Raw genomic sequence first — 26752 nt, 5'->3', positions numbered from 1 at the left:
TGAGTGAGCAGAGGCAAGCTCGAGGCCTGAGCTCAGACCTCGCCCGAATCAGCTCCGGCCGCCCCAGCGGAAGTCCGCGCGAACTCCTCAAGAGCATCCCCGTCGAGGCGGTAGGTCTCCCATTCGTCCTGGGCCTTCGCGCCCAGTGACTCGTAGAACCCGATCGAGGGAGTGTTCCACTTGAGCACGCACCATTCGAGTCGGGTGTAGCCTCGGTCCCGGCACAGCTGCGCCAGCCGGCCGAGCAGCGCCTTGCCGGCACCGCCGCCTCGGTGCTCCGGGTCGACGAAGAGATCTTCGAGCCAGATCCCGTTCTTCCCCGTCCAGGTGGAGAACGAATGGAACCAGATGGCGATGCCGATGATCGCACCCTCCGCCTCGGCGACGTGACCGTAGGTGTTCGGATGCCCATCGGCAGGGAACATCACGGCCGCGAAGTCATCTTCGGTGGCCTCGACAGCCTCGGGTTCCTTCTCGTATTCGGCCAGCCCGTGGACGAGGCGGAGGATGGCGGGCAGATCCTCCCGGGTCGCTTCACGTACGGTCACGCTCATGTGTCTGCCTTCCTCGTTGTCTCCGGCTCTTCAGAGCCGGTGCTTGTCCACATAGTCCGGTACGGCCGCGAGCTCCGCGGGATTCGGGGACTCCGGCGCGAGCGGGTGGGCGTTCGCATAGTAGGCGGCGAACGCCTCGGCGACGGCATCGGTCCTGACCTCGGGATGAACCTCACTGATCGACCCTCCCGTCGCCGGGTCCCAATCGACGCCGAGCGCCGCTTCGACGTCGGTGAGAACGGCCCGGATCGGATCCGGGTCCTCGACGATGATGGAGGAAGAGAACAGCCACGCGCCCGAGACCACGCGCTGCGCGGTTCCGATGGCCTTGATCCGTCCGGCGACGTTGACGCTGTGCTCGCCGGGGCAGTATTCGCCGGGAATCTCGCCGAGGCGAGCGTCGATGCCGATCGACCGCAGCACCTCGACATAGTCGTCACCGAAGGCGGAGAATCGGGCGGTCGTGTTCGTGATGAAGGAATCACTGGGTTCGATGTGGTCGATGACCAGTGACCCCCGATGGTAGGCGGCAGCTCGCCCGCCGAGGCTGCGCAGAGCAGGCGTGAAACCGTGGTCCCGGGCCGCTTCGATCGCGGTGGGGAAGCCGGGCAGGAACCGATCCCGAGCTCCGAAGGCCAAGGTCGGAGCGGGCCGGTAGATCCGCAGGGTCGCCCCGCGCGCCCCGGTCTTGACCGAATCGAGCAGGACCCGGGCAAAGGCGAGCTCCTCGAGCGGATCCAAGCCCTCGGCGGCGACGCTCGTCATGGCCGTATTCTCACTGTGCACGCACACAAGAGTAGAGGATCGGGATCGGTTGCAGGAGATCGGACCGGGTTCCAAGAGATATGTCAGTCGGGACAGATAGTGTAGGGACGTGAGCATGTTGACGACTACAGGACATCGACTTCCCGGAGCCCCTGGCCGGCTGGTCACCGAGACCGCAGCGTGGGGCGCCCTCATCGCCCTCGTTGCGATCAGCTACATCGTGGCTGGAACGAGCGGATTCTTCGCCACCGTCGGCGGACGAGCCTTCACCGCCACGGCCGAATCGCTCGGCGCGGGCGGATTCGACAACCAGCAGGGAAGCCTGTCTCTGCTCATCGTCTTCGTACTCTCCTGCACCGGACTCTTCATTCCCAGCAAGGTCTTCGCGACCAAGGCTCCGGCGATCCGCAAGACGGCGCTGAGCGTGGCCGCGGTCATCGAGGCCGCCCTGCTCATCGTCCTCAGCCTCGCCCCGAGCGCCTGGCTGACCTGGGTCGCCGCCCTGTTCCTCGGGGGAGTGGTGGGCCTGCTAATGAGCATCAGCCCATTCACGAACGAGAAGCCCTGGCGCCGAGTCGGAATTCCGGCGACTGTGCTCGTCTTCCTCTCCTGCGTCTTCCAGATCCTCGGCGGAGCCGCCGCCGGAACCCGGGCGTTGGGCTGGGTGAGCCTGCTGGTGGGCATCGGCATGGCCGTGGGCGCCGTCATCGTCTTCCTCACCCCCGAACGCGCACTCCACGCCGAAACCGCGACGACAGGCTCCTTCCCCTCCCTCAAGGCTCGTGTCGCCCGACCGGCCGCGAGCATCGCCAACCCGTGGGTGTGCATTGCCCTGTTCGCCGTCCTCGGCACGACGTTCATGTTGGCTCAACCCACCGCCGTCGAACACAACTTCGGGCAGGCAGGGTATGCGCTCATCATCGCCTGCTGCCTGATCGGCTGGGCGATCGGCTTCGAGATGGGGCCGACCTTCGCACCCGGCATGTCGAGGCCACGCGTGTCGACCTTCGCGCTGCTCGTCTCCGGTGTCCTGCTCATCGCCACCGGAGCCATCAACGAACTCTCAGGCAAGGTCGTGCTCTCGGCCGCCATCGCCTTCCTCGTCGGCATCGGCGTGCGATCGCAGCCCTATGACTTCTCACGTCGGATCGGCGCCGTGGCCGGCGCGGGGCTGGCTCTGATCATCAATGCGCTCGACCTCGGCGGAGTCGTCGATGTGGCTTCGACCGCCGATTGGCTGCTCGCCCCCAGCGATGTCGCCTTCATCATCATCGGCGTGGCCGCTCTCATCGCCGGCATCATCGGCCTCTTCGTCTTCGACCCGCACAAACTGCAGGGACTCTCGGTCGATATCGTCCACGGATTCCGTCCGCCGAGCAACGCCGAGAGCTCCGCCGGTGGCCTAGGGACCTCCGCCGAGCGCCTCGGCGCCGGTTTCTTCATCGCCATCGAAGGCGGGGACGGATCGGGTAAGAGCACCCAGATCAAGCGGATCTCCCGCGCTCTGGCCGACGAAGGCCACAATGTCGAGGCCACCCGTGAGCCCGGTGGAACCGAGCTGGGTCGACAGATCCGTTCCGTGCTCTTCGACTCCGAGAAGCCCAGTGCCCGCACCGAGGCGCTGCTCTTCGCCGCTGACCGGGCCCACCATGTGACCTCGCTGGTCGACCCGAGTCTCGACGCCGGGAACATCGTCATCACCGACCGCTACATCGATTCGACGGTGGCCTACCAGGCCGCCGGCCGCAACTTCGATCCGAAGACGATCCTGGCCCTGAGCAGGTGGGCCACGCAGGGCCTCGTTCCGCATCTGACCATCGTCCTCGACATCGATCCGGAGGTCGCGGCCGAGCGGATGGGCAAACGCGCAGAAAGCAACTACCTCGACGAGGAGAACCAGCAGTTCCACCAGCGCGTGCGACAGACCTATCTGACACGCGCCCACAAGGAACCCGACCGCTATGTCGTCCTCGACGCCTCGGTCAGTCCCGATGAACTGACCGCGGAGATCCTCACCGCGATCCACGCCCGCCTGCCCAATGAGTTGAGCACACGCTCGGGTGCGGCGGCCGGTGCCGTGGCCGCCGGTGCCGGTGCGGCAACAGTTGCACCGCCTGCCGAGAAGACCTCCGACACCGAGGCGGCTCCCACATCCGCTTCCGAGTCGGCGTCCGACGACAGCGCCGAGGCGGCAGAGGAGTCCGAGTCCGACTCAGTCGCCGCGCGTGGAGCCGAAGGCGACTCTGAAGCCGGATCCGGTCACGGTTCGACCGCCGATGAATGGACTTCACCTGCGGACGAAGACGACGACACGCCCCCCGAACCCGGCACCCGGTTCGTCCCCGTCACCGGCGACCGCTTCCGGCCAGGAGCCGTCTCCGACGAAGAGGTCGCGGATTCCGAGCATTTCCCGATCGAACGCGTCGACCTCGGCGCCGACCTGCGCGACCCTGAGGCTAATGAGAGTCCGGCCTTCCCCGCCGGTGACGCCGAGGCAGACCCGGTGGATTCGGACCTGCCGGCCGCCGCTGTCGACGATGCGGATCGGAGCGACTCGGACGTCCGAGCCGATTCGAGCTCTGCGCGAGAAGATTCCTCGGATGAAGACGCCGCGACAACGGTCCTGCCCGCACAGCGGTTCACGCCGAGCGCACCTGCAGCAGGGGACGACGATGACGATGACAGCGTTCCCACGAACGTCATCGACACACGTTCTGCAGAGGAAGCCGAAACACGTGTAGTCAAGCAGGTCGACCACAGTTCGGATGATGATGCAGAGACCACGGTGCTGCCCGCACGCAGTGCTCGGGCGATGAGCCGTGAGCGGCTGCATGCGCAGGCGGAGATCGAACGTCAGGCGCGGGAGCGACTCCGCCGCCAGCGCGAGCGCAACAACCGTCGCTTCACCAACCCGGAGGATTCCTGAGGTGAGTGTCTTCGACGAACTCGTCGGTCAGTATGATGTGGTCACGCAGCTCGAATACGCGCTGCGCTCACCGGCGGCGATGACCCATGCATGGCTGTTCACCGGTCCTCCCGGGTCAGGACGATCGAACGCGGCTCGTGCCTTCGCGGCCGCGCTGATCGCCGGGGGAGAGGAGAACACCGAGGTGACCGCGCGGGTGCTGGCCGGTCATCATGAGTCCCTGACGATCATGTCGACCCAGAAGTCGGTGATCTCGATAGATGAGGTCCGCGAGCTCGTGTCCAAGGCGCAGTCCGCCCCGGTCAACTCCGCTTGGCGGGTCGTCATCATCGAAGACGCCGATCGGATGATGGAGCGCACGGCCAACGTTCTGCTCAAGGCCATCGAGGAGCCGCCTCCGGCGACGGTGTGGCTACTGTGTGCCCCGAGTCCGATCGACGTGCTCACGACGATCCGGTCACGGTGTCGACCGGTGCGTCTGCGCATTCCGTCTCGGGATGCCGTGGCGCAGCTGCTGATGGAGCGCGACAGTGTCGGTGAGGACAAAGCGCGGTGGGCCGCCGCGGTCGCACAGAACCATATCGGTCGGGCCAAGTACCTGGCCCTGAACGAATCGGCCGGAGCTGAGCGCAAAGCGATTCTTGCCATTCCCGGCAAGCTCACCTCGGTGGGGGCGACGATTCGTCTGGCCGGTCGCATCGTCGATGAGGCGGCCGAGACGGCGAAGTCGCGGGTCGAGGCCCGCAATGCCGCCGAACGCAGTGAGCTGATGACGACCCTGGGCATCGAGGGGGAGAAGACCGTCCCGCCATCGGCACGGGCGCAGATCAGGAAGCTCGAGGAAGAGCAGAAGCGTCGTTCGGTGCGGGCCCGCAATGATGAGCTCGACCGCATCTTCCTTGAGCTGATGAGCCTCTACCGCGACATCCTCATGTATCAGCTGGGAATGCGCGAGGGGTGGATCAACGCCGGAGAGGATGATCTCATCGCCGAGCAGGGAAATCGCGACGGAGCGGATACGACGCTTCTGCGCATCGATGCCATCACCGAGGCCAGGCGACGGCTGCAGACGAACATGTCGCCGGTCCTCATCGTCGAATCGGCATTTGTGCTGCTGTCGAATCCCTGGCTGCAGGAGGACCGCAGCGAAGCGCTCTGAGTCTCAGGCTCTTAAGTCTCAGGCTTCTGCGACTCGGTCTTCGTCGAGGAGTTCGCCGACGAGTGCGGCGGTGAGTTCGACCCGGCGAGGGATCCAGATCTGCTGGGCGTGCTCGGTGCGGGCGTGGGAGCCGCCGCCGACTGTGCCCAGTCCGTCCAAGGTCGGGGTCCCGACGCCGGCGGTGAAGTTCCCGTCCGAACCGCCGCCCACGGCGACCGAGCGCAGCGGAGGATGGCCTAGTTCTCCGCTCAGTCGTTGCGCCCGGGCGTAGAGTCCCATCGCCATCTTCTCTTCCAAAGGCGCGCGGTTGATCCCGCCCTTGAGTTCGATCTTCGCACCGGCGACCGTCGGCTGCAGGGCGCGGAGGGCCCCGTCGATGCGTTCCTGTTCGGCCACCGCGGCGGCACGGGAGTCGATGCCCACGACCGCCTTGGCCGGAACGGTGTTTGTCGTCGATCCGCTGTGCATGACCGTGGGGACGACCGAGGTACCCACTGAGGGATCGTGCAGGGCGGCGATGGCCACCACCTGGTTAGCGACCTCGATCGTGGCGTTGATTCCCTTCTCGGGCTCGACTCCGGCGTGCGAGGCCAGACCTGTGACCTCGAGCGAATAGATGGCGACACCCTTGCGGGCGATCTTGACCGCGCCGTCCGGTGCGCCGCTCTCGAAGACCAGGGCCGCTGTGGCACCTCGCGCTTCGTCCTCGATGATCGTCCGCGAGCCGGGGGAGCCGAGTTCTTCGTCGGCGGTGATGAGGATGCTGATGCCGTCGAGGGTGCCGCGCTCGTTGCGCAGCTGAGCCATGGCGTAGAGGGCGATGAGCAGACCGCCCTTCATGTCGTCTGCTCCGGGGCCGCGCACGATTCCGTCGTGGACGGAGTAGGGGAATTCGGAGAGCGTACCGCTCGGCCAGACGGTGTCATGGTGGCCGACCAGCACGACCTCCCGGGGGCCGGTGCCGAAGCGCCAGAGCACGTGCGGGTGCGAGTCGGTTTCGATGATCTGGGGTGCCGCCCCGAGCAGTCCGGTGCCGATGCGGGAGACGAGTTGGGCGCTGCGGGCCAGAGCTGCCGGGTCGTGGGAGAAGGACTCACATTCGATGAGCGCTCGGAAATCACTCATGAAGTCATTCGAGTCGAACTCGACCACGTACGTCACCCTTTTCAGTTGCGGAAAACCTGTCCCGTCAAGACTAACTGGTCGTGATCGGGACGAGTCGCTCGACGTCCCCGCGGAGACGGTGTGGGGGTCCTCTCATCGTTTTGACCACCGGTGCAGAAGTTGGCTAAAGTTAGGTCGGTTGCCGCCTTAGCTCAGTCGGCAGAGCGATTCACTCGTAATGAATAGGTCGCGGGTTCGATTCCCGCAGGCGGCTCGGCAACTCCCTCTGACCAGCAAGTATGTTGGTCAGAGGGCTTTCTTTACTGCCCCACTGAATGGCTGCCTCGGCACAACGATGTCGACCCAAAGAAAGTGTCAGTGACCTGAGGCGCTGCATGGGGTCTCTTGCATGACGGAGACGCGTGCCCGGAGCTTGTGTTGAAGATGGCGGCTTTGTCGTCGATGGCCCGCACAGTGTAGCAATGCTCGTCAGTTCAACCATTCATTGTGAATTCGAAGAGTGAGCCGACTATGCGACCGGGTATATGAAGAGGGCCCGAACGGTCTTGCGTAGAAATTCACTCACCTTCTGCTGTCTTGGCCAACGTCACCTGACGATCTTCAGGTGAGGTGCCCTGAGCCGGGTGAGCGTTCTTGCTGGTCGTCTCGGAATTCTCATAAGGTCTTCGTACTCGGGTTCCTAGCCTCAATAGTTGGACTATTTGACTCGCAACCTGCGTGAGGCAGTCGCTCGTGCTTCAGGGTCGCACCTGAGACTGGATCTGGTATATTTCAACTTTGGAAGAGGCCCCTCGACAGTGAGGGCAAATACCTCAGGATGCGACTGTGCGAGCCGTGGTGTTGTGCGGGGCTGTGGCACGATGTCGGCATCATCGCTTGCGATATATCTACAAACTCGGGCGGTGCCGACGGGCGCAACCGGGCAACTCACCGGTCGAATCCTTCGATGGTGTACTGGCAGTCGGTCGCATTCGATAGTGTCACTGCGCACATAATCCGGCTCTTCGTAATTGAGAGTGTAGATCTGTGATTCCAGGACACGGCGAGTCGCTGCCCGGATAGACGTCGAGGTCTTCCGATGATGGAAGTTCTCACACAGTCCATCCGAAAGACCTCGACGTGGCCAAGCCTACTTTCTCAACCCCTGACCTCACGAGATTCTGCCGACTCGACACCCTCGATCTCACCTGCACCGGCCAACACATCACCGGACACACAGCCATACTGGAATGCCGACCCAACACTGCCGATGACTGGTGCCGTCGGTGTGGTGGGCACGGGATCGTCCGCGATACCGTCGTCCGTCGTCTGGCCCACGAACCTTTCGGCCACCGACCGACCACGCTTCATATTCGCCTCCGCCGCTACAAATGCGTCGAGTGCGGCCTGGTATGGCGGCAAGACACCACTGCTGCGGCACCACCGCGAGCGAAGATCTCTCGAACCGGCCTCGACTGGGCGTTGCGTGCTCTCGTCATCGATCACGATACTGTGTCCGTGATCGCTGCGAAACTCGCCGTGTCCTGGCACACCGCGAACTCCGCAATCCTCGCTGAAGGTCGCCGGTTGTTGATCAATGACCCGACCCGGTTCGACGGGGTCACCGTCATTGGTGTCGACGAGCACGTGTGGCGGCACACACGGCGTGGTGACAAGTACGTCACCGTCATCATCGACCTCACCCCGATCAGCCAGGCATCAGGTCCGGCGCGGTTGCTCGACATGGTGCCCGGACGGTCGAAGCAGGTGTTCAAGCAATGGTTGAAGGCCCGTCCGAGGGACTGGCGTGAGGGCATCGACGTCGTCGCGATGGACGGATTCTCTGGATTCAAAACAGCCTCAGCCGAAGAACTGCCCGACGCTGTCGAAGTCATGGACCCCTTCCACGTCGTCAAACTCGCCGGTGTTGCACTCGACGAGGTACGTCGCCGAGTTCTCCTGCAAACGGTCATCGACGCCCTGACAGCGAATCTGCCATCCGAACTTGTCGAGCTCAAACGCTTAGGACGAACTTTGAAGCGTCGAGCCTCCGATGTGCTCGCGTTCTTCACCGGACCGGGAACATCGAACGGTCCCACTGAAGCGATCAACGGCAGACTCGAACATCTCCGCGGGTCCGCGCTGGGATTCCGCAACCTCACGCATTACATCGCGAGGTGTCTACTCGAATCCGGTGGTTTCAGACCGGTTCTACACTCTCAATTACGATGAGCCCATAATCCTCAACGATTCCGAATTTCAGACTCAGAAGGATCTGCGTTTACGCTGCAATCGGCATATATCGCGCAGCTATCTCGGAGCAAACCTCGCCAATGGCAACTAAGAAGATCATCGAAACCCTGCAACGCCCAGAATTCACCACCGACACCCTTCAGATCGTGAAGACAGTCATCGCTGCCACGGCGGCATGGTGGCTGTCGATCACGATCCTCGACTCGGCCATGCCATTCCTCGCACCATGGACCGCTCTCCTCACCGTTCACGCGACGGTCTACCGGTCGCTCTCTCGAGGCGCGCAGTCGACGGTGGCCTCCGCGATCGGCGTTGGCCTGTCGTTCCTAATCGGCAGCTTCCTCGGAGTCAGCCTGTGGACGTTTGCTCTTGCACTGTTTGTCGGACTCATCGGAGCTCGCGTGACGTGGATCCGCGATGAGGGAATCGCCATTGCCACCACAGCGATATTCGTCCTTGGGAGTGGCTTCGACAGTCAGCAGCCCCTGCTCGTGGAGCGCATCGTCGAGATCGCGCTCGGCGTCGCGGTCGGTCTCGCTGTCAACCTCATCATCATCCCGCCGATTCGGGACCGGCAAGCTTCCCGCTACGTCGACAGCATCAACCGGCGCATGGGCGACGTCCTCATCAACATGTCAGACGAATTCAGCGACTCCTGGGACACCGACCGGGCGGAGGACTGGTTCCGCGAAACAGAATCGATGACCGACGAACTCAATACCGCTTGGCAGTCCGTGCGCTTCGCGCGAGAGAGCAGAAAGGCGAACCCGAGAGGAGACCTGCGAAAGACGCTCAAGAACCAGCGAGCGAACAGAGAGCACCATGAGGCAGGGGAAGAGGACTACTCGAACATTCTCTCTCGCGTCGATGAAGGGATCTCACACCTGCGGAATTTAGCTCGCACGCTCAGAGACGCCTCGTATGCCGAGGGGGAATGGGACACACGGTTCCGTCGCAAGTGGGCTGAGATCGTCAAGGACACCGGGCGCTCCATCAGTGACCCTGACGCCGATGTCGAACCGGTCTATGATCGTCTGGACACGCTGGCAAAGAACCTCTCAGGCGATGGAAAGCTGCCCGAAACCTCCTGGCCGCTCTATGGAGCTTTGATCACGAGTCTGCGACACATCGTCGTTGTCGTCGACGACGTCGCTTCCGCTCGGGAGGCGCGAGAACCGAACGACGCTTAGGGGACCGTGGAAGAATGCCCTCAGGCTGTGGGTTTGAGCCTATGGTGCAATATGAGGAATCGCGTCAACCGATTGAAGTGGGAACCGCAATGTATAACTTATCTGTCATCGAGCGGTGGATACCACCGGCAGCCCGTAAACTGCAGTCTCATCAGGCATTCGTTGCTGTCACTGACCACCATGGCCGTGATCAGGGAGTCTCCATCTTGCGAGTCCAGGGCGGGCCTACCATCGTCACAACATCAGCCGAACTGGCTTCCCAGTTCGGACTCCGGGATAGTGAAATCATCACCGCTCAGCAAGCTGAGCACCTCGTCGAGACCGACGGCCTCGCCTACGACCCGCAAGAACATATCCGCCTCTTGTATGTACCAGAGGACCGTCGTGCAGGAATGCAGGAACAGGAATCGGATTCACGAACTAGACGTCTGACTCAAGCCGATGAAAAAGCATTCTCCGATTTGACGAAGGCCGCGCCAAAGACAGATCTCGACGAAGCGCTCGTGGAACTTGACGATTGGCTGGTGTACGGAACGTTCGTCAACGAGTCACTTGCATCAGTATCCAGCATGTACATTCTGCAGGACACTCAGATTGCAGACATCGGGGTGATTACTCTCTCGAGAGCACGCCGGAATGGTCTAGCCAAAGCCACCGTTCGAGCGATTACGGCAGATGCCTTGGCTCAAGGTGCCGAACCGCAGTACCGGTGCCAATTCGATAATGCTGCGTCTACTTTCCTGGCGTCAGCAGTAGGATTCGAGCTTTTTGCAGATTGGAGGAAGCTCAGCTTAGTCACTCACTGTTCCTAGTTTCCATTAGCCTCGGCAGAGCAGTAGTGCGCCGACAACCTAGCTCCCGGCCGCACGATCACACCCGAATCTACAGAGGTGTCATGGCAGACGAGCATCAGGCTAGGTGGTCCACCCGCGTTGAGTCCGGGGGCATCGATTCTTCATCAGCTACCCTGAGCCCATGCCCTCATCGTCGAGTCCATCATGACCACTTGTGCTGTTGTTTGGTGTGACCGACCTGCTGTCTTGCGGGGCCTGTGCAGGCGCTGTTATGCCCGGTACCGCCGAGGCATCAGTCCTATTGCGCCAGGGCGAGGCTATGCGGTTGCCGAAGACAAGCAGCGCCTGCGGGTTGAGATCACGCGACGCCGTGAGTTTGGTGAGCGTGTTGCTGATATTGCCGCGGCAGTCGGGGTGGGGGTGTCCACCGTTGGCAGGTGGTTACGCGAGTGGGGTGTTCAGGCCGGGCCGAGGAAAAGCGAGCGAGCGGCGAACCTGTGGCGGCCATGGAGCCAAGAAGACATCGAGTTCGCTGTGAGTCGCACCGATCTGACTGTGGCGGATCGCGCTGCGAAACTCGGTCGATCTGCGACAAGCGTGATCGAGTGCATAAGGAAACACTCTAGACGCTGAATGCACGGGACGGCCCTGGCGCCACGGCGGGGCCAGTTAGTTCTCACCGGCGAGGGCCGGGACCGATCGGGCAACGGAGAGTCGCCGACCTCGCCGACACCAGCCCGCTGGACGCGAGCACGCACCGGGACGGGTGGGCGATGACGTAACGAGCTACGGGCAGGTTCCTGGTTTAGGATCTTCTGCCATTCGCGCCACGTTCCACTGCAGACGTCACTGGACCCGATCATGCGGTCTAATATTGACCGAGGCAGTGACGCGGCAGAGGGCTCAACCGTGAAGCGAGGCCAACCCGTCGATGCGAGCATCGACGGTATACTTCAATTGCTATGCCGACGATGCTAGAAGGTGGTTACCTATGTCAATTCCTCGCGATTTGATCAAAATGGCTTTAACTCTTACTGTCGCAGCGGTCGTGGGTGCTGGGATTGCAACCATCGTCACCTGGTCGCGCTCTCGCAGGACAGAAGGAGACCAGGAATATCACCCATGGGACCACACCATTGCACCTTCCGACAGTGCTAGGTAGTCCCCACGCCGCTCTGAGAATTCCCCAGTAGCGCCCGGTATACTTCGGTGCCCAGCCAACCGCAGGAGCGAATCATGGAACTGATTCAACAAAGCCAAGACGAGTGCACCCTCCGCAATGGCGACACCGCCGCGTACCACGTCGCAATCACCGGTGACGTGCACAGCGACATCAACGTGCCCGAACTGATACCGGGCCAACACGTCCAGTTCGAACTAGCTCCACCCCCGGAGAGGAAAACAGGTCAGCTGCAAGTGACCTGGGAAAATCACCTGGGCGAGAAACAGGTCCTCGACTTCGCGCTTCACTGAAGTAACTCGAAATGGAAACGACAATAGGCCCCCAGCCCACCGGAGTGGTGGGCTGGGGCATTCGAGTCTTGACTCCAAGCTGCTACGGCACTGCCTGCCCCGCGCGGTCAAACTGCTCACTCAGCATGGTGCCTCCGACCTCATACTTCGCGGAGGAGACCTCGTTGATCAGCACGTGCACGGATTCCGCAGGCGCTCCCGTACTCGATACAATCGCGTCAGTGATGCCACGTGTGATTCTCCGATACTGCGACTCCCTGTCGCCGTTCATGAGTTCGGGGACGATGTCGAGATTGACGATGGGCATAGCTTCTCCTTCTGTTCTTCGGCTCGTTCTTCAACTAGCCTGCTTGATACACAGCGAACCCGGAAGACGGCACTTTCAGGTCAGCAGCCATCTTCGAGGTAGGACATGTCAGCGACAGCACGGGACTATTGCGGTGAAGTCATGCGGACCACCATCGACATCGTCGGCGGTAGATGGACGATGCTGGTGCTGTGGGAGCTACTCATGTAAGAGCGTCGTTACGCGGACCTGCAGAGGCCGGTCATCGGAATATCGCAGAAGGTGCTCTCGAGCGAACTGAAGGCTCTAGTCGAACACGGCCTCGTCGATCGTGAAGTGGAACCCACTGTCCCTCCGCGGGTGACGTATCGAATCACAGATGAGGGCAGGAGCCTGGAACCGGTGGTCGAGGTTCTGCACAGATAGGGTCACGAGCATCGTTCGGAGGCGTGAACGTCTGCGCGACTAGCGCCGCAGCGGCGTAATGCGTCTGCACCCTCGCATGCATCATTCGTCCGCGACGAAATTGCTGAGCGCTTCAATTTGGCTTGCTTGAAACCTGCAAGTCCGCGGACAGAATCGGCGGGCGATGGCGGGCCGACTCATGCTGGGCGCATGGGCGAGGCAGTCGTGCTTTGCATAGGTGCAGAACCGCGACGACTCCGGACCGGTCTCGACCGGTCCCCGGCCGCAAGCCATGACCGGGGATTACTGGCGACCAGGCAACGCCCGGCTGGTTTGACTCACCGGCAGCAATCCGCGCGTCGACCGGATGCTTAGCCGGTCTTTTGGCCGCAACGAACGATCGCGAAGTCGGGGTCAACGTTGGGGGATCGCAACATCAGGGTCCTGTTACGCCTTTCACCTTCGAGTCGCAGACTTCGCCTCTATGCTTACTCACACTAGCGGACATAGGGAGGCCATCATGGGACTCGGTTCTTACGTCAGAAAGTTCAAGGCCGCACTCCGGGGAGGGAAAGGCCGGCAGCTCCTCGACCAGGCCGAATCCGCCGCGCGCAGGGCCACCGGAGGACGCCATGACGAGAAGATCAAGAAAGCTCGTGACGCGGCCGATCGGGCGATCGGCCTCGATGACGATGACCCCAATGACCGCCCCGCCGGTCGCCGATAGAACCACGCAATCAAGTCCCGCGCGCAATGGTCTGAAGTGAGTCGACGACAGAGCATCTCAGCCGCCAGGCGATGCCAGGAACCTCAAGTAGAATCCGCTGAACGCGCCAACGCACCGGCCACCCCACTCATTGTTGTTGCCGGCGTCCCCGGTGCCGGCAAGACTGAGGCACTCAAGGCTCTGCGGATTCAATCTCCCGGCCTTCGTATGGCGGACCCGGACCGTGTACGTTGTCGCTTGCGTCGCTTGGTGCCGTGGTTGCCCTACGCGTATGGTCGACCAATCGTCCACGTAATCGCCCATCTCTGGGTATTCGCCCGGATTCTCAACCGCGGCCGCGGTTCTCTTGTGGTCCATGACCCGGGAACTCGACGTTGGAGTCGACGAATGATTGTCGAACTTGCCCGACTGTGTGGGTACCGCCCGATGATCATCTACATCGAAACGAATCGTGACACGGCGCTCAAGGGTCAAACGCAACGGAAAAGAGTCGTCCGCAGCTATTCCTTCAAGCGGCACTGGGAACACTGGCTCGAACTGCAGAACCACATACTCGAAACTGGGGAAGTCGGGGCTGATGAGCCTTGGTGTCGTGTCGTGCTCTCGCGTCGAGAAGCGGTCGTCGATGATGTTCTTGGATTGCTCAGTCCGCGTCGGATCGAGTCGTCGTGAGGAATTGCGCCTCATTGAAAGCGGCCCGGAGAACATCGGTACTTGCCCGAGGCCGCGCCTATGTCCGCTGCAACAGCCCGATCGCCATGGCCGCAGCTGCCTCGCACCGGTTCCGCATAACAGTCATAGTGGGAAGTGTCCATGAGTGCGTCCGTGAGTTCGACTCGCCAGGTGGGGGTGAGTTCAAGTGCTGACGAACGGATGCCGGATGAGACCTGCAGTCGGTCGCGACACATCGGAGGCTCGGATCTGCTCATCGGTGGTGACATTGAAATCGCCGCGGTCGAGGAAGGGTTTGAGCGCAATGTCCTCGATGTGATCCCTGCTGCTGGGCCCCATCTGATGAGGTCAGAGACCGTGACGAACCGATAGCCTCGGTCCTTCAGCCGATCGATGACGGGAGCGACAACGTTTTGTATTGTTGTCCTGCCGGACCAGGGGTGGAGGAAGATGATCGACCCGGGCTGGGTGTTATCGACTGTCGTATCGAGGATGTCAGCGCTGTTCTGTGGATTGCCGGATCAGTACTCGAAGGAGACATCCCACGTCACCGTCAGGCGGTCATGCTTGACAATGAATGAAACGGGCAGCCTGGCTCGATCCAGCGCTCAGCTGGCCCGCTATCTCGGCACTGACTCGGCAATCCTGAGTATCGTCAAGCGAACTGGAGCAACGAAGATTTGCTGTCGATAAGGTTTGGCCAGCATCAAGAGAAATTCTGATCGCGTGAAACGATTGGCCCACCCGCATCATGAATGGGTCGCAGGTTCAATTCCCGCAGGCGGCTCGGAAACTGCTTAATCGCCAGACTCAACCGTCTGCGAGAGGGGAGTTTTTCGTGCCCATGAGTTCGTCGACCAAGGTGTTCACGAGCGCCCCCATCCGGAAGCGGGCAGGGATCGCCACCTTGATCCCGTGGTCCCACAGAGGCGCGGCGGTGACGTCGCCGACGGCTGCGGCAAGAACCCCGTGCTCGTGCGTGAAGGCGGCGATGACCTCAGGCAGCAAGTGCTGTTCCTCGGCGGCCTCGAGGAAGGCGGATGCGCCGGGTGCAGAGGTGAAGGCCACCGCGTCACACTCCCTGCGTGCAACCATTTCGACTGCAGCCACTACGGCATCGGGATCGGGTGCAGGTCCCCACCGGTAGATCACCAGCGAGCAGACATCGGCACCGGCGGCGTCGAATGCCTCGTTGAGTCCGTCGGCTCCAGACCCGTGATGCTGAATCGCAATGCGTTCGCCGTTCACGCCTGCTTCGAGCAGCTTCTCCTGGATCTCCGCACTGGTCTCCGACTCGGCGACCCAGCTGGCTTTCAGACCGGCGGCCTGAATCGCCCCGCGTGCCTTCGGCCCACGGGCGATGATGCGAGCCTCGGACAGCATGGCATGCCATTGCTCGGCAAGCCCGCCGGCCTCGGCCACCTCCGCCCACCCTTTGAAGCCGACGCCGGTCGTGATGACGACGATGTCGGGCCGCTCATCAATGAGCGCGCGAGTGCGTGCGAGAAGTTCGGGATCGTCGACATGCGGCACCACCGACAGCGTCGGTGCGTGCATGATCGTCGCTCCACGCCGCTCGAGAGCAGCCGCGAACTGTTCGGCTCGCCTCTGGGCCGTCAGAACGATCCGCTTGCCGGTCAGGGGGAGGGCATCGCCATCAGTGGACTCTTCCATGCTCTTATCCTTGTCGAGCAGAATCCGCAGGGCAACTTCCCCGGATCAGCTCAGCAGCGAACCGAGCGAGGCGACGAAGCCTCCGAGCAGAAATGCGCTGATGCCGATGACCAGCGGCCGATTGTCCATTCCCGCGTCATCGCCGAGGGCGTGGTGGGTGATGGCGTGCCCCTTCCCGCGACGCAGCAGGGCTCGATTGACGGGCCAGGCGGCGAAGAACGCAACTGTCAGAGAGATCGCCATGGACACCCAGAAGATGGGATTGAGCAGGCCGGCATTCATCGCACCGGGAATCACCATCATCACCAGGTTGTCCACGATCTCCATGGTCGCAATCGACAGAGTGTCGGCGGCGAGGACCAGGCTCAGGGCTGCCGACAGTGCGATGCCGCCGCGCACCAGCGGCAGTGCCGAGAGAGAATAGCCGAAGACGAACGCCAGTCCGATCGACAGGATTGTGGTGGGCAGATTCGACCAGCCGGCGGCGGTGCCGACAAGCAGCCCGATGATCTCGCCGATCGCGCACCCCGTCAGGCAGTGCAATGTCGCCCCGACCGCCATCCCCGACATGTCATGGGCATGGCCTGATGCGTGACCATTGTCGCCGTGGTGAGCATCGTCGTGTCCGCCATGCATGTGGCTGCTCATCGAGACCTCCTTCACCAATACCACCAGGGGGTATCTGAATCCGGACGTTACGCCTCGAGCCCATGAGGGTCAATCAACCACCGGTCACCGACGTGCATCCTATCCATCGACGGCGGCGACCGCGGGCTTCGCGGTGCGCGCACAGAGACGTGCGGACCGCACGACTGCGACCGTCGCCAGCGACAGTCCCCCTCCGGCCAGCATGAGTCCGACGATAAGATTCCTGCTCGAATCGCTGCGACACTCGACGATGCCGGCAGGCGGCGAACGATTCGCCGACTCGGTGATCTGAACGCCGCTGATGCCCGACGGGCAGGCCCACATTGCCTCGTCATCGACGTAGAAACCCTGCCCCAACTCGACGAAGAAGCCGCCGATGAGGAGGCAGAGAGCCACTGTGCCGATGACGACCGTGACGGTCGAGTTCAGCCGCCGCCCGTACTCCACGGCGACAAAACCGAGGATGGTGACGATGACGGCACCGATGGCGAAGAGCCACAGAGTGTAGCCCAGCTCCGACCAGAGAGTATCCGGCAGAGAATACTCGTCGTAGGTGTGGTCGCTGGCGAGTGGAGCGATGCTACTTCTTCTTCGGCTTGAACGACGTCGAGCACTTCCAGGTCGTCTTGCCCTTCTTCGCCACGACGGTCACCGAGACCTTCTTGCCCGGTGTTGCGCCCGAGATGTAGTACTTCAGCGAGGCCTTGCCCTTCTTCGAGGCGGTCGCCTTCTTCTGTGTCTTCGTCGTCTTGTAGTGCGCGGTCGTCGTGATCTTCGCCTTCGAGCCGACCTTGGAGACATTGACCCAGGTGTTCGAGTACTGGCGCGGCTTCGAGTTCGACATCTTCGCCGAACACTTCTTGGTCGCGGCCTCGGCCGGGGGTGCGTCGAGCACGATGGGACCGGCGAGCAGTCCGAGGGCCAGGAACAGTGCGAGGAATTTCGAGCCGAAACGGGAAGGGGCGATTCGGGCAGGAATGATCGAGGACATGATTCTCCGGGAGACTAAGAGTGTTAGATGGACCAATTCTAAGCACTGCGGGCGTGATTTCCAGCATTCGCCAACCGGTCTCAAAAAGTGATGTTGGTCACACGACGCGTCATCGCTCGAACGCTGGGATGCGCCCCTGGTTCGTGTTGACCGTCACAGCCAACTGGTATTGAATGGGGGTGTGAATGTTACTGAACGATCGATCAGCCGCGCGGCCGTTCGATCGTCATCGACTCAGCCACGTCAGGGATCCCACTCGGGGTCCCCGGACGCTCCCTAGGACTGTGAGGACCACATGAGCGAAGCGTACATCTACGATGCGGTGCGCACCCCGCGCGGTAAGAATCGCGGCGGCGCGCTGCACAGCGTCAAACCCATCGACCTCGTGACCGGGCTCATCGATGCCCTGCGCGAACGCAATCCCGACCTCGACGACAAGGCCATCGATGACATGGTCCTCGGCGTCGTCTCACCCGTCGGCGAGCAGGGCGGGGACATCGCCCGCACCGCCGCCCTTGTCGCCGGTCTCGACGAATCGGTGGCCGGGGTCCAGATCAACCGCTTCTGCGCTTCGGGGCTCGAAGCCGTCAACATGGCCGCCCAGAAGGTCGGCTCCGGCTTCGAGAGCCTCGTCCTCGCCGGCGGCGTCGAATCGATGTCCCGCGTGCCCCTCGGCTCCGACGGCGGCGCATGGGCTCAAGACCCGACGACGAACTTCGACACCTACTTCGTGCCCCAGGGCATCGGCGCCGACCTCATCGCCACCACCGAAGGATTCAGCCGTACCGACGTGGACACCTTCGCCGCCGAATCCCAGAAACGCGCCGCCTCGGCGTGGGAGAACGGCTACTTCGCGAACTCGATCATCCCCGTCAAGGATATCAACGGGGTCACCCTCCTCGACCGCGATGAGCACATGCGCCCCGGATCCACCGTGGAATCCCTGTCACAGCTCAACCCTGCCTTCACCAAGGTCGCCGCCCAGGCCGGATTCGACGAGGTGGCCCTGCAGAAGTACCACTGGGTCGAAGCCATCGACCACGTCCACACCGCCGCGAACTCCTCGGGAATCGTCGACGGCGCCGGCCTCGTCATCGTCGGCGACGCCGAGGTTGGCCAGACGATGGGAATGAAGCCGCGTGCCCGCATCGTCGCCACCGCCGTGACCGGATCCGAGCCCACCATCATGCTCACCGGACCGACCCCGGCCACCCAGAAGGTCCTCGACAAAGCGGGCCTGACCGTCGAGGACATCGACCTCTTCGAGCTCAACGAGGCCTTCGCCGCAGTCGTCCTCAAGTGGATGAAGGACCTGTCCATCCCGCACGAGAAGGTCAACGTCAACGGCGGCGCCATCGCCATGGGCCACCCCCTGGGAGCCACCGGCGCCATGATTCTGGGCACCGTCCTCGACGAACTCGAACGCCGCGACCTCAAGCGCGGCCTCGTCACGCTGTGCATCGGCGGCGGCATGGGCATCGCGACGATCATCGAAAGGGTCTGACATGACGAACACTGACAACTCCACCACGGAATACGCACACACCACCGACGCCGAGGGCATCGTCACGGTCGTCGTTGATGACCCGAACGCCAAGGTCAACACCATGAACGAGCACTTCGCGGCCGCCCTCGAGGGCACCGTGAACTGGCTCGAGGCCAACGTCGACGACATCACCGGCGTCATCCTCACCTCGGCGCAGAAGACCTTCTTCGCCGGCGGCAATCTCAACAAGCTGCGCGCGGCCGACCCCGAGAACTCAGAAGCCGAGGCCGCACAGACCAATCACGTCAAGTCCCTGCTGCGTCGCCTGGAGACCCTGGGCAGGCCGGTCGTCGCCGCGATCAACGGCGCCGCCCTGGGCGGCGGACTCGAACTCGCCTTGGCCTCCCACCACAGGGTCGCGGCCGACGACGTCTCGAGCCTGCGCGTCGGCTTCCCCGAGGTCTCCCTCGGGCTGCTCCCCGGAGGCGGCGGCGTCGCGCGAACCGTGCGACTGCTCGGCATCCAGGACGCCCTGCAGAAGGCGATCCTGCCCTCGACGAAGTTCAAGGCCGCCGACGCCCTCGACCTCGGCCTCGTCGACGAGCTCGCTCCTCTCGCCGAACTCGAGGATCGGGCCCGAGACTGGATCCGGGCCAACCCCGAGGCCGCTCAGCCCTGGGACGTCAAGGGCTTCAAGATCCCCGGCGGATCCCCGACATCACCGAAGCTCGGCGCCATGCTGCCGGCGATTCCGGCACTGCTGCGCCGCCAGACCAAGGGTGCGCCGATGCCGGCCCCGCGCGCGGTCATCGCCGCCGCCGTCGAAGGCGCCTACGTCGACATCGACACCGCTCTGGCCGTCGAGACCCGCTACTTCGTCCACCTCACCCACACTCCCGTGGCGAAGAACATGATCAAGGCCTTCTTCTTCGACCTCGGACACATCAACTCCGGCGGATCCCGACCCGAGGGCATCGCGCCCCGGCCGGTGACGAAGCTCGGTGTGCTCGGAGCGGGCATGATGGGCGCGGCGATTGCCTACACCGCGGCCAAGGCCGGCATCGAGGTCGTCCTCAAGGACGTCGAACTCGCCGCCGCCGAGAAGGGCAAGGCCTACGCCGCCAAGCGAGAGGAATCCGCCCTGTCCAAGGGCAAGACCACGGAAGAGAAGTCCAAGGCGGTCCTCGACCGGATCACCCCGAGCGCCTCGGTCGAGGACTTCGCCGGGGTCGACTTCGTCATCGAAGCCGTCTTCGAATCCGTGCCCGTCAAACAGCAGGTGTTCCAGGAGATCCAGAACGTCGTCGCTCCCGACGCCGTCCTCGGGTCGAACACCTCGACGCTGCCGATCACGGAACTGGCCACCGGAGTCGACCGGGATGCGGACTTCATCGGCGTCCACTTTTTCTCGCCGGCGGACAAGATGCCGCTGGTCGAGATCATCCGCGGCGAGAAGACCTCGGACGAGACCCTGGCCCGCACCTTCGACCTCGTCCAGCAGATCAAGAAGACCCCGATCGTCGTCACCGACTCCCGCGGCTTCTACACCTCCCGTGTCATCGGCACCTACATCGCCGAGGCGGTCGCCGCCGTCGGTGAGGGCGTGGAGCCGGCCACCGTCGAACAGGCGGCTCTCCAGGCCGGGTACCCGACCGGTGCCCTGCAGCTGCTCGACGAGCTGACGCTGACCCTGTCCCAGAAGATCCGCCAGGAGACGAAGGCCGGCACCGAGGCGGCCGGCGGCACCTGGGTCGAGCATCCCTCCGAGTCCGTCATCGACTGGATGGTCGAGCAGGGCCGCACCGGACGCAAGGACGGCGCCGGCTTCTTCGACTACGACGAGTCCGGCAAGCGGACCACGCTGTGGCCGGGGCTGCGGGAGAAGTTCGAGTCCGGTTCCACGGATCAGCCCTTTGCCGATCTGCAGGAGCGGATGCTCTTCGCCGAGGCGATCGAGACGATCAAATGCCTCGACGAGGGAGTGCTCACCTCCGTGCCCGATGCCAACATCGGATCGATCTTCGGCATCGGCTTCCCCGCCTGGACCGGCGGCGTCCTCCAATACGTCAACCAGTACGAGGGCGGTCTGGCCGGCTTCGTCGAGCGGGCGAAGGAACTCGCGGCGAACTACGGCGAGCACTTCACCCCGCCGGCCTCACTGGTCGAGCGGGCGAAGACGAACGAGACCTACGAGTAGGAGCTCCGGCCACGTAGGAACTCCATAGGATCTCCCACCACGTAGGATCTCCCACCGCAGGGAATAGGCCGCTGGCCTCCCGGTGTTGTCCGGACACACTGATACCTCAGTCACCGAGACGACAACCGGGAGGCCATTGCCATGCGCGCAGCAGTCTACGACCAGTACACCGACAACCTCGACGACATCACCGTCCGCGAGGTCGACGATCCGAAGCTGCCGCCGGCCTCGGTGCTCATCGAGGTCAAGGCCGCCGGCGTCAACCCGGTCGACTGGAAGCTCGTCGGCGGGCACCTCGACTCCTTCATGCCCGTCCAGTTCCCGGTCACCCCGGGCTGGGATGTTGCGGGAGTCGTCGTCGGACTCGGCTTCGACACCCCCGAATTCTCCATCGGCGATGAGGTCATCGCCTACGCCCGCAAGGATGTCCTGAGCACAGGAACCTTCGCCGAGAGAGTCGCCGTGCCCGTCCGCTCGGTGGCACCGAAGCCCAAGAGCCTGAGCTGGGAGCAGGCCGGCGGGCTGTCGCTGGCCGGGGGAACCGCTCTGCGGACCCTCGAGGCCCTCGGCGAGATCGACGGAAAGACCGTCCTCGTCCATGGTGCGTCCGGGGGAGTGGGCAGCTTCGCCGTGCAGATCGCCCGGGCATCGGGCGCCCGCGTCATCGGCACCGCCTCGGAGCGCAACCACGACTACCTCCGTGAGCTCGGGGCCGAACCCGTTACCTACGGCGATGGCGTGGTCGAGCGTGTCCTCGAGGCTGCCGGCGGCAAGGTCGACGGGGTCGTGGACTACGTCGGCGAACAGCTCGAGACGACTCTGGCCGTCCTCGCCGACGGCGGAGCTCACGCCTCGGTCGCCGACCCGAGCGTGTCCGAACACGGTGGACGCTACATCTGGGTCCGCCCCGACGGATCCGAGACCGCCCGCCTGGGCCAGCTCGTCGACGAAGGTCGGCTCACCGTCGAGGTGGCCGGCACCTACGGCCTCGACGAGGTGCCGCAGGCCTTCAAGGACAACGCCGCCGGTCACACCCGCGGCAAGATCGTCATCGTTCCCTGATCAGCCCTGAACGGGTTCGGCTCAGGCCAACCCCAGCGCCGCGGAAGCGGCGGCGCGCAATTCGACCCCGACCACCTCGGCGCTTGATCGCCGAGCCTGGTACGGGGTCGAATTCATCATCCCGAACACCGCGTGCACCCGCACCGTCGCAGCGTTGAGCGACCACTCGGGGTGCAGGCGGGAGACGACATCGGCCCAGGCGCTGACATAGGAACGCTGCAGACGGCGCACCGTCCGCCGCGATTCCTCCGGCAGAGCCGTGAAGTCGCGATCCTGGATGCGGATGAGCTCGGGCTCGCTCATCGCGAACTCGACATGGAAATCGATGAGAGCCCCCAGCGCCGAGGCGGCCGCCGCCTCTTCGTGCGCCGCGATGATCTGCGTACCGCCGGCATGCAGGTACTCCGAGATCCCGATGAGCAGCTCCTCGAGGACGGCCTCCTTCGAATCGAAGTGCCGATAGACCGCCGGGGCGGAGATTCCGGCTCCCTTGCCGAGGTCGTCGAGCCTGACCCCGTGGAAGCCGTGCCGGGCGTAGAGCGTCTTCGCCACACTCAGCAGCTGCTCGCGTCGAGCCGCCTTCGCCTCGGCGCGGGGAGTCGGCTTCGCCGCGGTCGGTGAGCAGTTCTTCGCTGCGTCCGTGCCCTCGCTTCTCACGCTCTCGCCTCCTTTCGCCCCCGCATTGTCACTTTCGCCTGTGAGCAGTATCATAGCAGTCAGTTAAGATTCATTAACTGAAATGGGGAGTGGAATGAGAGCAGTGGGAACTGCGGTCAGTCCGGCAGCGGGGCAGGTCAACGCCGACGCCCACGCCGAGCTCATCGCCGAGCTCCGGGAGCGCGTGCAGGCCACGGCCCTCGGCGGACCCGAGAAATCGCGGCAGCGGCACATCGATCGCGGCAAACTTCTGCCGCGCGAACGCGTCGAACACCTGCTCGACCCCGGCACCCCCTTCCTCGAACTCTCGCCGCTGGCCGCGAACGGCATGTACGAGGATGCGAGCCCCGGGGCCGGCATCATCACCGGCATCGGTCGCGTGGCCGGACGCGAATGTGTCATCGTCGCCAACGACGCCACGGCCAAAGGCGGAACCTACTATCCCGTCACCGTGAAGAAGCACCTGCGCGCGCAGGAGATCGCGAAGGACAACAACCTCCCGTGCATCTACCTCGTCGACTCCGGCGGTGCGAACCTGCCGAACCAGGATGACGTGTTCCCCGACCGTGAGCACTTCGGTCGGATCTTCTTTAACCAGGCCACGCTCTCGGCCGCAGGCATTCCGCAGCTGGCGGCCGTCCTCGGCTCCTGCACCGCCGGTGGCGCCTACGTCCCCGCGATGGCCGACGAATCGATTATCGTCGCTGATCAGGGCACGATCTTCCTCGGCGGCCCACCCCTGGTCAAGGCCGCGACAGGTGAGGAAGTCACGGCCGAGGAGCTCGGCGGCGGAGCGCTGCACTCTCGGGTCTCGGGTGTCACCGACCACCTCGCGGCCAATGATCCCCACGCTCTGGAGATCATGCGCGATATCGTCTCGACGCTCGGACCGAAGGTGGCACCGAACTGGGACGTCGTCGACCCCCGCGAGCCCGCGTACGCGGCCGAGGAACTCACCTCGGTCGTCCCCGTCGACTCGCGCACTCCCTACGACGTCCGCGAAGTCATCGCCCGCCTCGTCGACGGCTCGGAATTCCACGAATTCAAAGCCGAATACGGCACGAGCCTCGTCACCGGCTTCGGCCACCTCGACGGCCATCCGGTCGGCATCGTCGCGAACAACGGCATCCTCTTCGGCGAATCCGCGGTCAAGGGCGCCCACTTCATCGAGCTCTGCGACCAGCGCAGCGTGCCGCTGATCTTCCTCCAGAACATCTCCGGGTTCATGGTCGGCCGCGACTACGAAGCCGGCGGCATCGCCAAGCACGGCGCGAAGATGGTCAATGCCGTGGCCACCGCCCGCGTCCCGAAGTTCACCGTCGTCATCGGCGGCTCCTTCGGCGCCGGCAACTACTCGATGTGCGGCCGCGCCTACTCACCCCGCTTCCTGTGGATGTGGCCCAACGCCCGCATCTCCGTGATGGGCGGCGAACAGGCGGCCAGCGTGCTCTCCACGGTCAAACGCGACCAGATCGAAGCTCGCGGAGAGACCTGGAGCGCCGAGGCGGAGGATGAGTTCAAACAGCCCGTCCGCGACCAGTACGAAGCCCAGGGCAACCCCTACTACTCGACGGCACGGCTCTGGGACGACGGCATCATCGAGCCCGGCGACACCCGCCAGGTGCTCGCTCTCGCCCTCGACCTCGCCCGCTTCTCCCCGATGGAACGCCCGTTGAACGCCAGCGGCTACGGCGTCTTCAGAATGTGAGCCCCTCCATGTTCAACACGGTCCTCATCGCCAATCGCGGCGAAATCGCGCTCCGCGTCATCCGCACCTGCCGCAGACTCGGCATTCGCACCGTCGCCGTCTACTCCGACGCCGACGCCCACGCCGCTCATGTCAAAGCCGCCGACACCGCCGTGCACCTCGGTCCGGCCGCCGCCTCGGAGTCCTATCTGCGCATCGACAAGGTCATCGCCGCGGCTCGGGCCACCGGCGCCGAGTCGATCCACCCCGGCTACGGGTTCCTCTCCGAGAACGCCGACTTCTCCGCGGCCTGCGATGACGCGGGAATCGTCTTCCTCGGCCCGGGCCCGCACGCCATCCGGACCATGGGCGATAAGATCACGGCGAAGAACGCGGTCTCCCAGCGCGGTGTTCCCTTGGTGCCCGGCACCAAGGACGCCGACATGAGCAACGAGTCCCTCGTCGCGGCCGCTGCGGACATCGGCTTTCCCATGCTCATCAAACCTTCCGCCGGCGGCGGCGGCAAAGGCATGCACTCGGTCTTCGAGCCTGCCGATCTGCCCGCAGCCTTGGAGACCGCGCGCCGTGAAGCCGCGAGCTCCTTCGGCGACGACACCCTCTTCCTCGAACGCCTCGTGGCCACCCCTCGCCACATCGAGGTCCAGGTCATGGCCGATGCGCACGGCAACGTCATCCACCTCGGCGAACGTGAATGCTCGCTGCAGCGCCGCCACCAGAAGGTCATCGAGGAGGCCCCCTCGGCTCTGCTCGACGAGGCGACGCGGGCCCGGATCGGCCAGGCCGCCTGCGAGACCGCGAAGTCCGTGGGCTACGTGGGTGCCGGCACTGTCGAATTCATCGTCGGCGCCGACCGGCCCGAGGAGTTCTTCTTCATGGAGATGAACACCCGGCTGCAGGTCGAACACCCCGTCACCGAGGAGGTCACCGGAGTCGATCTCGTCGAACTCCAGCTGCGCGTCGGTGCCGGAGAGGTGCTGCCGCTGGCCCAGGACGACATCACGATGTCCGGGCATGCGATCGAAGCCCGCATCTACGCCGAGGATCCCTCCCGTGGGTTCCTGCCCACCGGCGGCCGTGCACTCGACGTCGTCTTCCCGAGCGGTGAGGGCATCCGCGTCGACGCCGGACTCGAGGCAGGACAGCAGGTCGCCTCCGACTACGACCCGATGATCGCCAAACTCATCGTCCACGCCCCCGACCGTACAGCGGCGCTCAAGCGACTCGATGCCGCTCTCGCCGCCTCGGCGGTGCCCGGAATCGTCACAAACATCGACTTCCTGCGCACGCTCGCCACCGACGGCAGGGTCCTCTCCGGGGAGCTCGACACCTCACTCATCGACAACCTCGGCGAGGGCCGGCTGGCCCACACCGCGAGCGAGGTCGACGTTCAGGTCGCCGCGGCTGCGGTGCTCCTGACCACGGGTGCGGCAGGGGCGAGCCTGACCGGGGCCGTCACAGCCGATCACCTGTCGCGGAACTCGGAAACCGCCTCGGCGTGGGATCGTCCGACTGCATGGCGGACCTCACGTCCCGACTTCCGACCCACGGTCGCGCTGAGCAGCGGGGGAGAGCTCGCCGAGATCGAGGCGCGAATCGGCGAGGTCACAGTTGACGATGTGGGACAGTGGCACGTCGTCCTCGACGGCATCCAGCACACCGCACGGGTCTTCTCCGACGCGCGCGACCGCAGCATCTGGGTCAGCAGCGACCGCGGCATCCACGTCTTCACCCGACCGCAGGCCGATACCTCACTGACACCCGGGCTCGGCGGCGCCGAGGTGCTCGCCCCGATGCCCGGATCCGTCGTGGCGATCCGCGTCGAGTCCGGCGACCACGTCGACGCCGGCGCCCCGATCGTCGTCATCGAGGCGATGAAGATGGAACACGTGCTCACCGCACCGGCGACCGGGATCGTCACCGTCACCGCCGTGCAGGGAACCCAAGTCGGACTCGACGAGGTGCTCGCCACCGTCGTCGACGAAGATTCTGCCACACCAGCCGATGAACCAACCAACTGACCA

At 64.0% G+C, this 26752-nt stretch carries 23 protein-coding genes, 1 tRNA gene and 1 pseudogene; 15 read left to right on the top strand and 10 right to left on the bottom strand.

Annotated elements, in window-relative coordinates; all coding sequences use genetic code 11:
- Positions 1 to 32: 32 nt before the first annotated feature.
- Positions 33 to 554, bottom strand: a complete 522-nt coding sequence (locus ACH82I_RS06330; RefSeq protein WP_230747571.1) for a GNAT family N-acetyltransferase — start codon at positions 552 to 554, stop codon at positions 33 to 35.
- Positions 555 to 584: 30 nt separating this feature from the next.
- Positions 585 to 1319 carry a biotin/lipoate A/B protein ligase family protein gene (locus ACH82I_RS06325; RefSeq protein WP_230747573.1) on the bottom strand — a complete coding sequence of 245 codons (735 nt, stop codon included), beginning with the start codon at positions 1317 to 1319 and terminating at the stop codon, positions 585 to 587.
- A 115-nt stretch (positions 1320 to 1434) separates the two neighbouring features.
- Here ACH82I_RS06325 and tmk point away from each other — a divergent pair, with 115 nt between their 5' ends.
- Complete coding sequence (gene tmk, locus ACH82I_RS06320; protein WP_413336244.1) at positions 1435 to 4245, top strand: dTMP kinase; 2811 nt, start codon at positions 1435 to 1437, stop codon at positions 4243 to 4245.
- Between the two features lies 1 nt (position 4246).
- A complete protein-coding gene (locus tag ACH82I_RS06315; protein ID WP_230747576.1) occupies positions 4247 to 5404 on the top strand; it encodes a DNA polymerase III subunit delta' in 1158 nt (385 codons plus the stop codon).
- A gap of 18 nt (positions 5405 to 5422) precedes the next feature.
- Here the strand turns inward: ACH82I_RS06315 and ACH82I_RS06310 are convergent, their stop codons facing one another.
- Positions 5423 to 6529 carry a M20/M25/M40 family metallo-hydrolase gene (locus ACH82I_RS06310; RefSeq protein WP_413336242.1) on the bottom strand — a complete coding sequence of 369 codons (1107 nt, stop codon included), beginning with the start codon at positions 6527 to 6529 and terminating at the stop codon, positions 5423 to 5425.
- Positions 6530 to 6709: 180 nt separating this feature from the next.
- Here ACH82I_RS06310 and ACH82I_RS06305 point away from each other — a divergent pair.
- The 5 genes from ACH82I_RS06305 (at position 6710) to ACH82I_RS06285 (ending at position 12218) form a co-directional block, all read left to right on the top strand.
- A tRNA-Thr gene (locus ACH82I_RS06305) sits at positions 6710 to 6782 on the top strand.
- 866 nt (positions 6783 to 7648) lie between these two features.
- Positions 7649 to 8740 (top strand): ISL3 family transposase, encoded by a 1092-nt coding sequence (locus ACH82I_RS06300; protein ID WP_413336240.1) that lies wholly within the window; start codon positions 7649 to 7651, stop codon positions 8738 to 8740.
- 101 nt (positions 8741 to 8841) lie between these two features.
- A complete protein-coding gene (locus ACH82I_RS06295) occupies positions 8842 to 9951 on the top strand; it encodes an FUSC family protein (RefSeq protein ID WP_413336238.1) in 1110 nt (369 codons plus the stop codon).
- Between the two features lie 41 nt (positions 9952 to 9992).
- A complete protein-coding gene (locus ACH82I_RS06290; protein ID WP_413336236.1) occupies positions 9993 to 10763 on the top strand; it encodes a GNAT family N-acetyltransferase in 771 nt (256 codons plus the stop codon).
- Between the two features lie 1218 nt (positions 10764 to 11981).
- Complete coding sequence (locus ACH82I_RS06285; protein ID WP_413336234.1) at positions 11982 to 12218, top strand: hypothetical protein; 237 nt, start codon at positions 11982 to 11984, stop codon at positions 12216 to 12218.
- Between the two features lie 82 nt (positions 12219 to 12300).
- On the opposite strand, the gene ACH82I_RS06280 is transcribed toward ACH82I_RS06285, so the two are convergent.
- On the bottom strand, positions 12301 to 12525 hold the full coding sequence (locus tag ACH82I_RS06280) for a 2-hydroxymuconate tautomerase (RefSeq protein ID WP_413336233.1): 225 nt from the start codon (positions 12523 to 12525) through the stop codon (positions 12301 to 12303).
- Between the two features lie 225 nt (positions 12526 to 12750).
- Between ACH82I_RS06280 and ACH82I_RS06275 the strand changes: the two are divergent.
- The 3 genes and pseudogenes from ACH82I_RS06275 to ACH82I_RS06265 form a co-directional block, all read left to right on the top strand.
- Positions 12751 to 12930, top strand: a pseudogene (locus ACH82I_RS06275) (winged helix-turn-helix transcriptional regulator); the annotation flags it as partial.
- 499 nt (positions 12931 to 13429) lie between these two features.
- The gene (locus ACH82I_RS06270) at positions 13430 to 13636 is read left to right on the top strand and encodes an Rv0909 family putative TA system antitoxin (protein ID WP_230747214.1); all 207 of its coding nucleotides are present in this window, start codon (positions 13430 to 13432) and stop codon (positions 13634 to 13636) included.
- 36 nt (positions 13637 to 13672) lie between these two features.
- Positions 13673 to 14308 carry an AAA family ATPase gene (locus ACH82I_RS06265; RefSeq protein WP_230747212.1) on the top strand — a complete coding sequence of 212 codons (636 nt, stop codon included), beginning with the start codon at positions 13673 to 13675 and terminating at the stop codon, positions 14306 to 14308.
- A gap of 183 nt (positions 14309 to 14491) precedes the next feature.
- On the opposite strand, the gene ACH82I_RS06260 is transcribed toward ACH82I_RS06265, so the two are convergent.
- The 5 genes from ACH82I_RS06260 to ACH82I_RS06240 all read right to left on the bottom strand — a co-directional run bounded on the left by ACH82I_RS06260 (position 14492) and on the right by ACH82I_RS06240 (position 17621).
- Positions 14492 to 14647: a hypothetical protein gene (locus ACH82I_RS06260; RefSeq protein WP_413336231.1), complete on the bottom strand. Its 156-nt coding sequence runs from the start codon at positions 14645 to 14647 to the stop codon at positions 14492 to 14494.
- A gap of 471 nt (positions 14648 to 15118) precedes the next feature.
- Positions 15119 to 15982, bottom strand: a complete 864-nt coding sequence (locus ACH82I_RS06255) for a uroporphyrinogen-III synthase (protein ID WP_413336229.1) — start codon at positions 15980 to 15982, stop codon at positions 15119 to 15121.
- A gap of 45 nt (positions 15983 to 16027) precedes the next feature.
- Positions 16028 to 16630 carry a DUF4396 domain-containing protein gene (locus ACH82I_RS06250; protein WP_413336227.1) on the bottom strand — a complete coding sequence of 201 codons (603 nt, stop codon included), beginning with the start codon at positions 16628 to 16630 and terminating at the stop codon, positions 16028 to 16030.
- Between the two features lie 99 nt (positions 16631 to 16729).
- Complete coding sequence (locus tag ACH82I_RS06245; RefSeq protein ID WP_413336225.1) at positions 16730 to 17077, bottom strand: hypothetical protein; 348 nt, start codon at positions 17075 to 17077, stop codon at positions 16730 to 16732.
- A gap of 133 nt (positions 17078 to 17210) precedes the next feature.
- Complete coding sequence (locus ACH82I_RS06240; protein WP_413336223.1) at positions 17211 to 17621, bottom strand: hypothetical protein; 411 nt, start codon at positions 17619 to 17621, stop codon at positions 17211 to 17213.
- Between the two features lie 295 nt (positions 17622 to 17916).
- Between ACH82I_RS06240 and ACH82I_RS06235 the strand changes: the two genes are divergently transcribed.
- The 3 genes from ACH82I_RS06235 (at position 17917) to ACH82I_RS06225 (ending at position 22366) form a co-directional block, all read left to right on the top strand.
- A complete protein-coding gene (locus tag ACH82I_RS06235) occupies positions 17917 to 19125 on the top strand; it encodes an acetyl-CoA C-acetyltransferase (protein WP_230747200.1) in 1209 nt (402 codons plus the stop codon).
- 1 nt (position 19126) lies between these two features.
- Positions 19127 to 21304 carry a 3-hydroxyacyl-CoA dehydrogenase NAD-binding domain-containing protein gene (locus tag ACH82I_RS06230; RefSeq protein WP_413336221.1) on the top strand — a complete coding sequence of 726 codons (2178 nt, stop codon included), beginning with the start codon at positions 19127 to 19129 and terminating at the stop codon, positions 21302 to 21304.
- A 141-nt stretch (positions 21305 to 21445) separates the two neighbouring features.
- A complete protein-coding gene (locus ACH82I_RS06225; RefSeq protein WP_413336219.1) occupies positions 21446 to 22366 on the top strand; it encodes an NADP-dependent oxidoreductase in 921 nt (306 codons plus the stop codon).
- 21 nt (positions 22367 to 22387) lie between these two features.
- On the opposite strand, the gene ACH82I_RS06220 is transcribed toward ACH82I_RS06225, so the two are convergent.
- On the bottom strand, positions 22388 to 23023 hold the full coding sequence (locus ACH82I_RS06220) for a TetR/AcrR family transcriptional regulator (RefSeq protein ID WP_284934742.1): 636 nt from the start codon (positions 23021 to 23023) through the stop codon (positions 22388 to 22390).
- Positions 23024 to 23117: 94 nt separating this feature from the next.
- Between ACH82I_RS06220 and ACH82I_RS06215 the strand changes: the two genes are divergently transcribed.
- Together ACH82I_RS06215 and ACH82I_RS06210 are read left to right on the top strand one after the other, a co-directional pair.
- Positions 23118 to 24731 (top strand): carboxyl transferase domain-containing protein, encoded by a 1614-nt coding sequence (locus ACH82I_RS06215; RefSeq protein ID WP_230747197.1) that lies wholly within the window; start codon positions 23118 to 23120, stop codon positions 24729 to 24731.
- 8 nt (positions 24732 to 24739) lie between these two features.
- Positions 24740 to 26749, top strand: a complete 2010-nt coding sequence (locus ACH82I_RS06210) for a biotin carboxylase N-terminal domain-containing protein (protein WP_413336217.1) — start codon at positions 24740 to 24742, stop codon at positions 26747 to 26749.
- The last annotated feature ends 3 nt before the right edge of the window (positions 26750 to 26752 follow it).

This window comes from Brevibacterium sp. GP-SGM9, from assembly GCF_047300845.1.
GTDB lineage: Bacteria > Actinomycetota > Actinomycetes > Actinomycetales > Brevibacteriaceae > Brevibacterium.
The sequence above is the reverse complement of the archived record's forward strand: the minus strand, read 5'-3'. Positions and strand labels throughout refer to the sequence as shown.